At 71.8% G+C, this 13,846-nt stretch carries 12 protein-coding genes; 10 read left to right on the top strand and 2 right to left on the bottom strand.

Translation table 11 applies throughout. The annotated features are described in order from the left end of the window. Positions 1 to 101: 101 nt before the first annotated feature. From GKQ77_RS15705 to GKQ77_RS15670, 8 genes are all read left to right on the top strand, one after another. Entirely contained in the window at positions 102 to 1,445 is a 1,344-nt protein-coding gene (locus GKQ77_RS15705) for a nitrate/nitrite transporter (RefSeq protein WP_219689388.1), read from the top strand. 104 nt (positions 1,446 to 1,549) lie between these two features. Beyond that, on the top strand, positions 1,550 to 2,824 hold the full coding sequence (locus GKQ77_RS15700; RefSeq protein ID WP_219689387.1) for a uroporphyrinogen-III synthase: 1,275 nt from the start codon (positions 1,550 to 1,552) through the stop codon (positions 2,822 to 2,824). 127 nt (positions 2,825 to 2,951) lie between these two features. Beyond that, on the top strand, positions 2,952 to 3,539 hold the full coding sequence (locus GKQ77_RS15695; protein ID WP_219689386.1) for a CGNR zinc finger domain-containing protein: 588 nt from the start codon (positions 2,952 to 2,954) through the stop codon (positions 3,537 to 3,539). 171 nt (positions 3,540 to 3,710) lie between these two features. Beyond that, positions 3,711 to 4,286: a sigma-70 family RNA polymerase sigma factor gene (locus tag GKQ77_RS15690; protein ID WP_219689385.1), complete on the top strand. Its 576-nt coding sequence runs from the start codon at positions 3,711 to 3,713 to the stop codon at positions 4,284 to 4,286. Next, entirely contained in the window at positions 4,283 to 5,080 is a 798-nt protein-coding gene (locus GKQ77_RS15685; protein WP_219689384.1) for a zf-HC2 domain-containing protein, read from the top strand. The genes GKQ77_RS15690 and GKQ77_RS15685 overlap by 4 nt, the downstream gene beginning before the upstream one ends. Before the next feature lie 167 nt (positions 5,081 to 5,247). Further along, positions 5,248 to 7,593 carry a HelD family protein gene (locus GKQ77_RS15680; protein WP_219689389.1) on the top strand — a complete coding sequence of 782 codons (2,346 nt, stop codon included), beginning with the start codon at positions 5,248 to 5,250 and terminating at the stop codon, positions 7,591 to 7,593. Positions 7,594 to 7,962: 369 nt separating this feature from the next. Beyond that, the gene (locus tag GKQ77_RS15675) at positions 7,963 to 9,396 is read left to right on the top strand and encodes an NAD-dependent malic enzyme (protein WP_219689383.1); all 1,434 of its coding nucleotides are present in this window, start codon (positions 7,963 to 7,965) and stop codon (positions 9,394 to 9,396) included. Between the two features lie 231 nt (positions 9,397 to 9,627). After that, positions 9,628 to 9,909, top strand: a complete 282-nt coding sequence (locus GKQ77_RS15670) for an HU family DNA-binding protein (RefSeq protein ID WP_016645140.1) — start codon at positions 9,628 to 9,630, stop codon at positions 9,907 to 9,909. A gap of 67 nt (positions 9,910 to 9,976) precedes the next feature. On the opposite strand, the gene murA is transcribed toward GKQ77_RS15670, so the two are convergent. Next, the gene (gene murA, locus GKQ77_RS15665; RefSeq protein WP_125513070.1) at positions 9,977 to 11,320 is read right to left on the bottom strand and encodes a UDP-N-acetylglucosamine 1-carboxyvinyltransferase; all 1,344 of its coding nucleotides are present in this window, start codon (positions 11,318 to 11,320) and stop codon (positions 9,977 to 9,979) included. 253 nt (positions 11,321 to 11,573) lie between these two features. Between murA and GKQ77_RS15660 the strand changes: the two genes are divergently transcribed. Then, entirely contained in the window at positions 11,574 to 12,173 is a 600-nt protein-coding gene (locus GKQ77_RS15660; protein WP_219689382.1) for a YqgE/AlgH family protein, read from the top strand. Here GKQ77_RS15660 and GKQ77_RS15655 read toward each other — a convergent pair. Next, positions 12,146 to 13,069: a LysR family transcriptional regulator gene (locus GKQ77_RS15655; RefSeq protein ID WP_219689381.1), complete on the bottom strand. Its 924-nt coding sequence runs from the start codon at positions 13,067 to 13,069 to the stop codon at positions 12,146 to 12,148. The genes GKQ77_RS15660 and GKQ77_RS15655 overlap by 28 nt on opposite strands. Positions 13,070 to 13,168: 99 nt before the next feature. On the opposite strand from GKQ77_RS15655, the gene GKQ77_RS15650 reads away from it, so the two are divergent. After that, positions 13,169 to 13,846, top strand: a 678-nt coding sequence (locus GKQ77_RS15650; RefSeq protein WP_219689380.1) for an MFS transporter, incomplete at its 3' end; no start/stop codon positions are given.

Below are 13,846 nucleotides of genomic sequence, written 5' to 3'. Positions count from 1 at the left end.
CTCTGCGCCACAGGGCCGAAACGCGGTCTCCCTACCTTCGGTAGCGTCGGCACTTTCGGGAGCGTCGGCCTTGGCCTGTGGACTAGCGGTGGAGGCGTGTGATGTGGATCGAGCGGTGGGACCCGGAGGACGAGAAGTTCTGGAAGGAGGAGGGAGGGGAGCGGGTCGCCCGGCGGAATCTGGCGTTCTCGGTGCTCTCCGAGCACATTGGGTTCTCCGTGTGGAGCTTGTGGTCCGTGATGGTTCTGTTCATGGGGCCGGAGTACGGGATCGATCCGGCGGGGAAGTTCTTCCTTGTGTCGATGGCGACCCTGGTGGGGGCCGTCGTCCGCGTCCCCTACACCTTCGCCGTCGCCCGCTTCGGAGGGCGTAACTGGACCGTCATCGCCGCCTCCCTGCTGCTCCTGCCCACCGTGGCCGCCTTCGTCGTCATGGAGCCGGGGACCTCGTACACCACCTTCATGGTGTGCGCGCTGCTCACCGGCGTGGGGGGCGGCAACTTCGCCTCCAGCATGACCAACATCAACTCCTTCTTCCCGCTGCGGGAGAAAGGCTGGGCGCTCGGGCTCAACGCGGGAGGCGGCAACATCGGCGTGCCCGTCGTGCAGCTCGTCGGGCTCGCCGTCATCGGGGCGAGCGGCGGACCGCGGGTGGTGCTCGGGATCTACATTCCGCTGGTTCTCGTCTCCGTGTTCTGCGCCGCGCGCTACATGGACAGCATCTCGTCCGTGCGCAATGACACCGGGGCCGTCAGGGCCGCCGTGCGGGACGCGCACACGTGGATCATGGCGTTCCTGTACGTGGGGACGTTCGGGTCCTTCATCGGGTACAGCTTCGCCTTCGGGCTCGTCCTCCAGACACAGTTCGGTCGTACGCCCCTGGAGGCCGCGCAGCTGACCTTCATCGGGCCGCTGCTCGGTTCCCTCATCCGGCCCGTGGGCGGGCGGCTCGCCGACCGGTTCGGCGGGGCGCGCATCACCCTGGGGAACTTCGTCGGCATGGGGGCCGCGACCGGCGTCGTCGTGCTGGCCTCGGTCAGGGAGTCGCTGCCGCTGTTCGTCGGCGCGTTCATCGCGCTCTTCGTGCTCACCGGGCTCGGCAACGGGTCGACGTACAAGATGATCCCCGGGATCTTCCAGGCCAAGGCCGAGGGCAAGGGGCTCGTGGGGGAGGAGGCCGCGGCGTACGGGCGGCGGCTGTCCGGGGCGGCGATGGGGCTGATCGGGGCCGTCGGCGCGCTCGGCGGGCTCGGCATCAACCTCGCCCTCCGGCAGTCCTTCCAGACCGTGGGGTCGGGCACGGGGGCCTTCGTCGGATTCCTCGCCTTCTACGGGGTGTGCTCGGTGGTCACCTGGGCCGTATACCTTCGGGGGAAGGCGGCCGTCCGTACGGTCGCCGGGGCCGACGCGGACGCGAAGCCGCAGCTCAGCTATGCCGAGGTGTGACGTAACACGGCGGACATCGCTGTGATCCGAGCCTGTCACGCGCCGTTGACAGGCTCGGTCGTCCGCCGCCCATGAGCCACGAGCGGGACGAGACGAGACGAACTATGCACGCCACTCCACCGCAGCCCAGCCGCCCCTCGACCTCCACACCACAGGCGACCTCCACATCGCAGGCGACCCCCGCCTCGCAAACGGCCCCCGCCTCGCAGGCGCCCCCCGCCTCGCGGCCCGGCGCGCCCGGCGGCCGGGACGCCGCCCACGGCCCCCTCGCCGGATTCACCGTCGGGGTGACCGCCGCCCGCCGCGCCGACGAGCTCGGCACGCTGCTCCAGCGGCGTGGCGCGACCGTCCTGCACGCGCCCGCGCTCCGCATCGTGCCGCTCGCCGACGACAGTGAACTGCTCGCCGCGACCAAGGAGTTGATCGACCACGCCCCGGACATCGTGGTCGCCACCACGGCGATCGGGTTCCGCGGCTGGATCGAGGCCGCGGAGGGCTGGGGGTACGGGGAAGCCCTGCTCGGCTGTCTGCGCGGGGTCGAGCTGCTGGCCCGCGGGCCCAAGGTGAAGGGTGCCGTGCGCGCCGCCGGGCTCACCGAGGAGTGGTCGCCCTCCTCCGAGTCCATGGCGGAGGTCCTCGACCGCCTGCTCGGCGAGGGCGTCGAGGGGCGCCGCATCGCGCTCCAGCTGCACGGCGAGCCGCTGCCCGGCTTCGTGGAGGCGCTGCGGGCAGGCGGCGCCGAGGTCGTCGGCGTGCCCGTCTACCGGTGGCTGCCGCCGGAGGACATCGCGCCCGTGGACCGGCTCCTTGACGCCACGGTCGCGCGGAGCGTCGACGCGCTGACCTTCACCAGCGCGCCCGCCGCCGCGTCGCTGCTGGCCCGCGCGGAGGAGCGGGGCATGGCCGCCGAGTTCCTGGCCGCCCTCGGTCACGACGTGCTGACCGCCTGCGTGGGGCCCGTGACCGCGCTGCCGCTCCAGTCCCTCGGGGTCGACACCGTCCAGCCCGAACGCTTCCGGCTCGGCCCCCTCGTACAACTCCTCTGCCAGGAACTGCCCTCCCGCGCGCGAGCGTTGCCGATCGCGGGGCGCCGCGTGGAGATCCGCGGGCACGCCGTGCTGGTCGACGACGAGCTGCGGCCGGTGCCGCCCGCGGGCATGGCCCTGCTGCGCGCGCTCGCCCGGCGGCCCGGCTGGGTGGTGGCCCGCGCCGAGCTGCTGCGGGCGCTGCCGGGGGCGGGCAGCGACGAGCACGCGGTGGAGACCGCGATGGCCCGGCTGCGTACGGCGCTGGGCGCGCCGAAACTGATCCAGACGGTGGTCAAGCGGGGGTACCGGCTCGCGATCGATCCGGTGGCCGATTCCAAGTACGGGGAGTGAGGCGGTTCCTGACGGTTCGTCGGGGCCGGGGCGGTGGCAGGGCTTCCGGACCCGCCGGGGGACGGGCACTGTAGGGGGTACGCGACGGCTTTCACTCACCGGTGACCCCCAAGGCGGTGACAGGCGCATGGTGTTGGGCATGGCCCCGGCTCCGTACGAGCTGCGATTCGACTCCGGGCGGAGCTGCCTGGACCTGGTGGCGACGAACCACCCCGTGGAGCGGCTCGACTCCATGGCGAGACTGCGCGCCTGGCTCGTGGGCGCCGGCCTGGTCCCGCCGGATGCCTCCCTGCCGGGTGCGGGCCCTTCCTGGCTCGCCGAGTTCACCGCATTACGAGGCCACATCGCGGAGTTGGTGCTCGGCGAGATCGAGAGCAGGCCCGCCGACGCCGCCCTCGAACGAGTCAACGCCCTGGCCGCTCCGGCGCCGCCCGCCCCCTGCGCGGTCCGCGCCGCCGACGGCACCCTCGCCCGCGCCCTGCGCGAGGCCCCGGAGTGCGCGGCGCTCGTCGCCTGCGTCGCCAGGGACGCCGTCGACCTGCTCACCGACCCCGTGGCCCGCGCGCTGCTGCGCCAGTGCGAGGGGGACAACTGCCCCATCGTGTACCTGGACACGTCCCGCGGCCACCGGCGCCGGTGGTGCTCCAGCGAGGTCTGCGGCAACCGCGAACGCGTGGCGAGGCACCGCCGCAGAGCGGCCCTGTCCCGCCCCTGAAGCCACCCCGCGCCCGCGACTCGGCTGGTCGGCCTGGACCGTGGGTGCCTGTCCGCGCCTGCGAAATCCCCTCTCCGCGAGCCACGTTGAACGCCGCGCCCCCCACGTACGTACGTACCTCCGATGTGAGACCCGCCAGACCCGCTCGAACCGCGGACACCGGAGGCAGCCGTGCGCAAGGATTCCGCCGTGGCCGATGAACGCCCGCAACCGGCCCGGCATCGCCTCGGCCGGCCACCGGGGCCCGACGAGGAGCTGATGCGCGCGCTCTACCGCGAGCACGCGGGACCGCTCCTCGCGTACGTGCTGCGGCTGGTGGCGGGCGACCGCCAGCGCGCCGAGGACGTCGTACAGGAAACACTCATCCGTGCCTGGAAGAACGCCGGTCAGCTCAATCGGGCGACCGGTTCGGTACGCCCCTGGCTGGTGACGGTCGCCCGGCGCATCGTCATCGACGGCCACCGCAGCCGGCAGGCCCGGCCGCAGGAGGTCGATCCGTCGCCGCTGGAGGTCATCCCCGCGGAGGACGAGATCGATAAGGCGCTGTGGCTCATGACGCTCTCCGACGCGCTGGAGGACCTGACTCCCGCGCACCGAGAGGTACTTGTGGAGACCTACTTCAAAGGGCGTACCGTCAATGAGGCGGCTCAGACGCTGGGCATACCCAGCGGCACGGTCCGCTCGCGGGTCTTCTACGCGCTTCGCTCGATGAAGCTCGCACTCGAGGAGCGGGGGGTGACGGCATGACCGAGTTCTACGGCCACCATGACGAGTGGCAGGACGACACCATCCACGAGACCGTCGGCGCCTATGCCCTCGGTGTCCTGGACGAGGCCGAGAACGCGCGCTTCGAGGCGCACCTCGCGGTCTGCGAGTTCTGCGCGCGGCAGCTGGAGGAGTTCTCCGGCGTGGAGCCGATGCTGGCCGCGCTCGCGGACCTGCCCGGCGGCCACGGCGTACCGGCGATCGGCGAACAGCTCGCCGCGCGTCCCGGACCCCGCCTCGCCCAGCGCCTGGCCGACGAGGTCTCCCGCACGCGCGAGCGGCGCCGCAGGCGCGGCCTGTACCTGGTCGCGGCGGCCGTCGCGCTGATCGTCGGCGGCCCGCTCACGGTCCTCGCGGTGACCGGCGACGACGCGGGCTCGAAGGACATCGCCGCCCACCCGCACCCCACGAGCCCCGCCGAGGACGCCTTCTTCCACCACATGGAGGAGAAGCGGGAGGCCACGGACCCGGCGACGAAGGTCAGCGCCACGGTCGGCACGGAGAAGAAGACCTGGGGCACCCATGCCGTCCTGGAGCTGAAGAACGTCAAGGGGCCGCTCAAGTGCTCCCTCGTCGCGGTCGGCAAGGACGGCAAGAAGGAGACGGTCACCACCTGGTCGGTGCCCAAGTGGGGGTACGGCATCAAGGACAGCCCGAACAAGTGGGCGCGCAGTCCGCTGTACGTGCACGGGGGCGCCGCCATGGACCGCAACGACATCGACCACTTCGAGGTGACCACCTTCGACGGCGACCGCCTGGTCGAGGTCGACGTCTAGCCGATGCTCCACTCGGCGCCCGGTCGGCGTCCGGTCGGCGTCCAGGGGGGCGTACCGGCGCACGAAGGTGCACAAGGGGGGTTCCTTTCGCGTACGGTGGACGGCTGCTCATCACGGGCGAGCAGCACGTCTTGAAAGGGGCCTCGGTGGCCGACCTCAACGCAGTAATGCCGCCAGGCACACGGGACCGCGAGATCAGTGTCGAGCAGGACCATCTCGACCAGGTCTACCGGCGTCTCGAGGAGAAGATCCACGAGGCCGAGTTCCTGATGAACGACGCCGCCAAGCGCTCCCAGGTGGGCACGCCGGGCGCGCTCGCCGAGCGCGACGCGCAGGTGTTCCGCGCCGGGGTGCATCTCAACCGGCTCAACAACGAGTTCGAGGACTTCCTCTTCGGCCGCATCGACCTGCTCCGCGGCAAGGACGGCAAGAAGGGCCCCGACGGCGCGTACACGGCCGTGGAGCCCGCCGAGGGCGCCGTCAACGAGGACAACACGGCCGATATCGCCGAGACCCTGCACATCGGCCGCATCGGCGTCCTGGACGCGGACTACTCCCCGCTCGTCATCGACTGGCGCGCACCCGCCGCAGCCCCCTTCTACCGCTCCACGCCGGTCGACCCGGGCCGTGTCGTACGCCGCCGCGTCATCCGCTCCAAGGGCCGCAAGGTCCTCGGCGTCGAGGACGACCTGATGCGCCCGGAGATCACCGCCCGCCTGAACGGCGAAGAGCTGCCGGTGATCGGCGACGGCGCGCTGATGGCCGCGCTCGGCCAGGCCCGCAGCCACTCGATGCGGGACATCGTGGCGTCGATCCAGGCCGAGCAGGACATGGTGATCCGCGCGCCCGCCGCGTCAGTGACGTACGTGGAGGGCGGCCCCGGCACCGGCAAGACGGCGGTGGCGCTGCACCGCGCCGCGTACCTCCTCTACCAGGACCGCCGCCGTTACGCGGGCGGCATCCTCATCGTCTCCCCGACCCCGCTCCTGGTCGCCTACACCGAGGGCGTGCTGCCCTCGCTCGGCGAGGAGGGCCAGGTGGCGATCCGCGCGGTCGGCTCCCTGGTCGACGGCATCGAGGCCACGGTCTACGACTCCCCGGCGGTGGCCCGCGTCAAGGGCTCCTCGCGCATGCTGGGCGTGCTGCGCAAGGCGGCGCGGGGCGCGCTTGAGGGCGTGCAGGCCAGGCCCGCGGCCCCGCGCGACGAGCAGCTGGCCTTCGGCGACGACCCGGCGGTAGCGCAAGACAGCCCGGAGCCCCAGGGCGCGCCCACGCGCCTGCGCGTCGTCGCCTTCGGGCGGCGCCTGGAGCTGAACGCCGAGCATTTGGACCGCATCCGCCGCAACGCCCTCAGCGGCACCGCCCCGGTGAACCTGCTGCGCCCCCGCGCCCGCAAGTTGCTCCTGGACGCCCTGTGGTCGCAGTCCGGGGCCGCGGGACGCCACTCGGACCCGGAGCTCGCCGCCGAACTGCGCTCCTCCTTCGACGACGACATCACCTCCGAGGACGACTTCATCCGCTTCCTCGACGCGTGGTGGCCGGAGCTGACCCCGCGCGCGGTCCTCGCCGCGATGGGCGACGAGCGGCGCCTCGGCCGCTGGGCCCGCCGCGCCCTGAACCCCGGCGAGATCCGCAAGGTCGCCCGCTCCCTCAAGCGCGACGCCCTGTCCGTGCACGACGTGGCGCTCCTCGACGAACTCCAGGCGATCCTCGGTACGCCGCACAGGCCCCGGAAGAAGAAGGAGCTCGACCCCCTCGACCTGCTCACCGGCCTCGAAGAGCTGATGCCGCAGCGCGAGGAGACCCAGCGCGAGCGCGCCGAGCGCCTGGCGGCGGAGCGCACCGAGTACGCGCACGTCATCGTCGACGAGGCGCAGGACCTGACCCCCATGCAGTGGCGCATGGTCGGCCGCCGGGGCCGGCACGCCACCTGGACGGTCGTCGGCGACCCGGCGCAGTCCTCGTGGTCCGACCCGGACGAGGCGGCAGAGGCCCGTGACGAGGCCCTGGGCAGCCGCCCGCGCCGCCGCTTCACCCTCACCGTCAACTACCGCAACCCCGCCGAGATCGCCGATCTCGCCGCCAAGGTGCTCGCCCTCGCGCTGCCGGGCGCCGAGTCGCCGTCGGCGGTCCGCTCGACCGGTGTGCGGCCCCGCTTCGCCGTCGTACGCGACAAGGACCTCGGCGCGTCCGTGCGCGAGGAGGCGGCCCGGCTCCTGGAGCAGGTGAGCGGCACGGTCGGGGTGGTGGTCGCGATGAACCGCCGCGACCAGGCGGCCCGCTGGCTGGCCGGGCTCGGCGACCGCGTGGTGGCGCTCGGCAGCCTGGAGGCCAAGGGCCTGGAGTACGACGCGACGGTCGTCGTGTCGCCCGCGGAGATCGCGGACGAGTCCCCGGCGGGCCTGCGGGTGCTGTACGTGGCGCTGACGCGCGCGACGCAGCAGCTCACGGTCTTGTCGGGCGAGCGGGACGAGCCGGACGCGGACGGGGTGCCGGACCTGCTCAGGGACTGAGTTCCCGGCACTTCCCGGGACGGGAATTGCCTTACGGGGATCGTTTGTTACCTTGGATGTGGCACCGGCTCGATCCAAGCCCCCGGGCCCAACCTTCGTCGCTACGAGCGACCACTTGCCGCGAGGCGAGCATGGCGGGCCGGTGTCATGAACGTACGAGAGAGGCCCACGTCACCCGGTGACGTGGGCCTCTTTCTGTTTCCCTCAACTTCTCGTATGGTGGAAACTCGTTTCCGAAAAAGCGCGGACCGTGCGGCACGGCGGTCGGTGAACAAAACGTTCTCAATCCGGGGCGACTACCACGTACTCGTTGGTAGGTGCGACCATCGGACGGCAACAGCTACAAGGTGAAAGCAGAGGAAGTCGGCCATGGCAACGGCGCCCAGCGTCTCCTACTCGATGACGGTCCGGCTGGAGGTGCCCGCGAGCGGAACCGCGGTCTCCCAGCTCACCACGGCCGTCGAGTCATCCGGGGGCTCGGTCACCGGCCTCGACGTCACGGCCTCCGGCCACGAGATGCTGCGGATCGACGTGACGATCGCGGCGTCCTCCACCACGCACGCCGACGAGATCGTCGAGCAGCTGCGCACCATCGAGGGCGTGACCCTCGGCAAGGTCTCCGACCGTACGTTCCTGATGCACCTCGGCGGCAAGATCGAGATGGCGTCCAAGCACCCCATCAGGAACCGTGACGACCTCTCCATGATCTACACCCCGGGCGTGGCCCGCGTGTGCATGGCGATCGCGGAGAACCCCGAGGACGCGCGCCGGCTGACCATCAAGCGCAACTCCGTTGCGGTCGTAACGGACGGTTCGGCCGTCCTCGGCCTCGGCAACATCGGCCCGAAGGCCGCGCTGCCGGTCATGGAGGGCAAGGCGGCCCTCTTCAAGCGCTTCGCGGGCATCGACGCCTGGCCGCTCTGCCTGGACACCCAGGACACCGACGCCATCGTCGAGATCGTCAAGGCGATCGCCCCCGGCTTCGCGGGCATCAACCTGGAGGACATCTCCGCGCCCCGCTGCTTCGAGATCGAGGCACGGCTGCGCGAGGCCCTGGACATCCCCGTCTTCCACGACGACCAGCACGGCACGGCGATCGTGGTCCTGGCCGCGCTCACCAACGCGCTGCGCGTGGTGGGCAAGGGCATCGGCGATGTCCGCGTGGTCATGTCGGGCGCGGGCGCGGCCGGTACGGCCATCCTCAAGCTGCTGCTCGCCGCCGGTGTGAAGAACGCGGTCGTGGCCGACATCCACGGCGTCGTGCACGCCGACCGCGAGGACCTGGTCTCCGCCCACGTCGACTCGCCGCTGCGCTGGATCGCCGACAACACCAACCCCGAGGGCCTCACGGGCACCCTCAAGGAGGCCGTCGTCGGCGCCGACGTCTTCATCGGCGTCTCGGCCCCGAACGTGCTGAACGGCGACGACGTGGCCGCCATGGCCGACGGCGCCATCGTGTTCGCGCTCGCGAACCCGGACCCCGAGGTCGACCCGGCGATCGCCCGCCAGACGGCGGAGGTCGTGGCCACGGGCCGTTCGGACTTCCCGAACCAGATCAACAACGTCCTGGTCTTCCCGGGCGTCTTCCGCGGCCTGCTCGACGCCCAGTCGCGTACGGTCAACACGGAGATGATGCTGGCCGCCGCGGGCGCGCTCGCGGACGTCGTCGCCGAGGACGAGCTGAACCGGAACTACATCATCCCCAGCGTCTTCAACGACAAGGTCGCGGGTGCCGTGGCCGGGGCGGTGCGCACCGCGGCGAAGGCCGCGGGCGCCGCTGTGACGGGTCCCACGTCCGCCTGACGCTCGGCGCGTCGCGGGACGCCCGGTCGTAAACGCCCCTTTAGGGTGGCGGACCATGGCCCTGCGGCCCTTCGGAGGGTGCCGGATTGGCTTTCCCGCCGCAGGTGGGGGCAGGATGCGTAATCGGGCGCGAGGGTCTGACGCAAGACCCGGGTCCGGGGACTGTCCGAGGACCCTGGCAGCATCGGCTTCGATCACGCCTCAACGGCAAAAGAACACGGGAGTACAAACATGAACCGCAGTGAGCTGGTGGCCGCGCTGGCCGACCGCGCCGAGGTGACCCGCAAGGACGCCGACGCCGTGCTGGCCGCGTTCGCCGAGACGGTCGGCGAGATCGTTGCCAAGGGCGACGAGAAGGTCACCATCCCCGGCTTCCTGACCTTCGAGCGCACGCACCGTGCCGCTCGCACCGCCCGTAACCCGCAGACCGGCGAGCCGATCAACATCCCGGCCGGTTACAGCGTCAAGGTTTCGGCTGGTTCCAAGCTGAAGGAAGCGGCCAAGGGCAAGTAGCCTCAAGCAGCGAAAAAGGGGCGGTCACCCGGTGGGTGACCGCCCCTTTCGCGTACCGGGGCGACGCTTACAGCGTCGTCTTGCCGTTGGGGAGTTCGACCTTCGCGCCGAGTTCCTGGAGCTTCTCCATGAAGTTCTCGTAGCCGCGGTTGATCAGGTCGATGCCGTGGACACGGGACGTGCCCTGCGCCGCGAGAGCCGCGATGAGGTACGAGAAGCCGCCGCGCAGGTCGGGGATGACCAGATCGGCGCCCTGGAGCTTCGTGGGGCCGCTGACGACCGCCGAGTGCAGGAAGTTCCGCTGGCCGAAGCGGCAGTCGGAGCCGCCCAGGCACTCGCGGTAGAGCTGGATGTGCGCGCCCATCTGGTTGAGCGCGGAGGTGAAGCCAAGCCGGGACTCGTAGACCGTCTCGTGGACGATGGACAGGCCCGCGGCCTGCGTGAGGGCCACGACCAGCGGCTGCTGCCAGTCGGTCTGGAAGCCGGGGTGCACGTCCGTCTCCAGGGCGATCGCGTTGAGCGAGCCGCCCGGGTGCCAGAAGCGGATGCCCTCGTCGTCGATCTCGAAGGCACCGCCCACCTTCCGGTAGGTGTTGAGGAACGTCATCATCGAGCGCTGCTGGGCGCCGCGGACGTAGATGTTGCCCTCGGTCGCCAGCGCCGCGGAAGCCCAGGAGGCGGCCTCCAGGCGGTCCGAGAGGGCGTGGTGGTTGTAGCCGCCGAGGCTGTCGACACCGGTGACCCTTATGGTCCGGTCGGTGTCCATGGCGATGATCGCGCCCATTTTCTGCAGTACGCAGATCAGGTCCTCGATCTCCGGCTCGACCGCCGCGTTCGAGAGCTCGGTCACACCCTCCGCAAGCACGGCGGTGAGCAGGACCTGCTCGGTGGCGCCCACGGACGGGTACGGCAGCTTGATCTTCGTGCCGCGGAGCCGCTGGGGGGCCTCCAGGTACTGGCCGCCCTCGCGCTTCTCGATGGTCGCGCCGAACTGGCGCAGCACCTCGAAGTGGAAGTCGATCGGCCGGCCGCCGATGTCGCAGCCTCCGAGGCCGGGGATGAAGGCGTGCCCGAGGCGGTGCAGCAGCGGTCCGCAGAAGAGGATCGGAATGCGCGACGAGCCCGCGTGGGCGTCGATGTCGGCGACATTCGCGCTCTCCACGTGCGACGGGTCCATGATCAGCTCACCCGGCTGGTCACCGGGGCGGACCGTCACGCCGTGCAGCTGCAGCAGGCCGCGTACGACTCGGACGTCGCGGATGTCCGGGACATTGCGCAGCCGGCTCGGAGCGCTGCCGAGCAGCGCGGCGACCATGGCCTTGGGCACGAGGTTCTTCGCGCCGCGGACACGGATCTCGCCCTCCAGCGGGGTTCCGCCGTGGACAAGCAGTACATCGTCGGTGACGGTCATGAATCTCGCGTTCCGATTGGATGGACGGGGGGACCAAAGGGCAAGGGTAATGGCCGCGTACCCCCCTTCCGTAAGGTGCGGGCGGTACGGAACAGGTCATGAGTCGGCCACAACACGAACCGTGCGGAACCGGGCACTCCGGGTCACCGGCCGCCGTGTGCGCTCCGGTCGCACTCATGCGCCCTGATCTGCGTCGGTTCCCGTGGGGCCGTTACCTCCCCGCTCGGGGCGAAGATGCGGGATCATGTGGTCCATGACCGAGGTGTCCTCGCTCACAGGGCGGCTGCTCGTGGCCACACCCGCCCTGGCGGACCCCAACTTCGACCGTGCGGTGGTGCTGCTCCTCGACCACGACGAGGAGGGCTCGCTCGGCGTGGTCCTGAACCGGCCGACGCCGGTGGACGTCGCCGACATCCTGGAGGGCTGGGGCGACCTGGCCGGGGCGCCGGGCGTCGTCTTCCAGGGCGGTCCGGTCTCGCTGGACTCGGCGCTCGGCGTCGCGGTGATCCCCGGCGAGGAGGGCACGCCGTCCGGCATCCGCTTCCGCACGGGCCGCGTCGATCCCGTCGGCTTCCGCCGCGTGCACGGCGCGATCGGCCTCGTTGACCTGGAGGCCCCGCCGGAGCTGCTCTCCCCGGCCCTCGGCAGCCTGCGGATCTTCGCGGGGTATTCGGGGTGGGGGCCCGGCCAGCTGGAGGCCGAGCTGGCGGACGGTGCCTGGTACGTGGTCGAGTCCGAGCCCGGCGACGTCTCCTCCCCGGACCCCGAGCGGCTGTGGCGCGCGGTGCTCAGACGCCAGCGCAGCGAGCTGGCGATGGTGGCGACCTATCCGGACGACCCGTCCCTGAACTGACCGAGGAAGCGGTCGGCCAGCGGGTGCGCGTCCCTGGCCGGGACCGCGAGGCGCACGGCGACGGGCGGGGCGTTCTTCAGGCGTACGTAGCGCAGCGAGGGGTGCGAGTGCCTGCGCGCCACCGGTTCCGGGGCGACTCCCACGCCGTGGCCCGCGGCGACCGCCTCCAGCCACTCGTCGAAGTTGTCGGCGGTGCAGGCCAGGCGGGGGCGGCGGGCCTCGGGCCACAGCTCGGGGCCGGTCGTGCCGGTGACGGTGTTGACGACCAGGGGGAGGTCCGCCAGCTCCGCCCAGTCCACGACGCGGCGGCCCGCCAGTTCGGGCGCCTCGCGGGCGAGGACCGCGATGCGCGGCTCGTGCAGCAGCAGGCGTGAGCGCACCGCGGCGCCGGGCGGCACGTCACCTCGTACGACCGCGATGTCGCACGCGCCCGAGGTCAGGCCCGCCAGCGGGGTGTCGCGCCGCACCAGGCGCACGCCCGCGCCGGTGGCCGCCTTGAAGGCGGGGACCGCTTCGGCGCAGGCCTCGGGCAGGAGCGAGGTGAAGCCGAGCCGCAGGACCGGGGGCTCGCTGCCCGCGGCGCGCAGCGTGGCGTCGAGCCGGGAGAGCAGCGGCGCCACCTCGTCGCGCAGCCGGCACCCTGCCTCGGTGAGCGCGACGCGGCGCGTGGTCCGCTCCAGGAGGCGCGTGCCGAGGGTGTCCTCAAGGGCCCGCACGGTCCGGGTGAGCGTGGGCTGGCCGACGCGGAGCCGGTCGGCGGCGTGCGTGAAGCTCAGCTCGTCGGCGACGGCGAGGAAGGCGCGCAGGTGGCGCAGTTCGACGCCGTCGGGAAAGACCCGGCCTTCCTCGGCCCCTGCTCCGGCTCCGGCTCTTTCTCTGCCCCGTACGTCATTCATGCTGCCTCAGCATAAATGCGCGCGTCAGGCATTTCCTTCCAGATACGGAGGCTGCCTACGTTTCCTCTCCCGACAGGAACGACCAGGGAGTTGAGTGGCGTGCGCAAGGTGTGGCTGTTGATGGTGGGGTCCTTCACATTGGGGCTCGACGCCTATGTGATGGCGGGGCTGCTGCCCGTCGTCGCCGGGGATCTGGGGACGACCGTCTCGCTCGCGGGGCAGATGGTCACCGTCTTCACCCTCGCGTACGCGGTGAGCGCGCCGCTCGTCGCCGGGCTGCTGTCCGGCGTACGGCCGCGCGTGCTGATCGTCGCCGCGCTGGCCGTCTTCACGCTCGGCAACGGCCTCACCGCGCTCGCACCCGGTCTCGGCATGCTGCTGCTCGCGCGGGCGGTGGCGGGGGTCGGCGCCGGGGTCTACTCGGCGCTTTCCACAGCGGCCGCCGCCTCGCTCGCGGGGGAGGAGCGGCGTGGGCGGGCGCTCGCACTGGTGATGGGCGGGATGAGTTCGGGCACGGTGCTCGGCGTCCCGCTGGGCGTGCTGCTCGCCGACCACACGTCCTGGCGGGCCACGATGTGGCTGGTGACGGGGCTCGGCGCGGTCGCGCTCGTGGGCCTCGCGGTGGGGCTGCCCGAGGTGCCCGCCGGGCCGCCGGTGCCGGTGCGGGCGCGGCTCGGGGCGCTCACCGACCGCGCGGTGCTGCCGATCGTGGGCGTCTCCTTCCTGGGGGCCGTCGCCAGCCTCGGCCTCTACACCTATCTCGCGCCGGTGCTCGCC

The organism is Streptomyces anatolicus (assembly GCF_019400875.1).
Taxonomy (GTDB): domain Bacteria; phylum Actinomycetota; class Actinomycetes; order Streptomycetales; family Streptomycetaceae; genus Streptomyces; species Streptomyces anatolicus.
The sequence above is the reverse complement of the archived record's forward strand: the minus strand, read 5'-3'. Positions and strand labels throughout refer to the sequence as shown.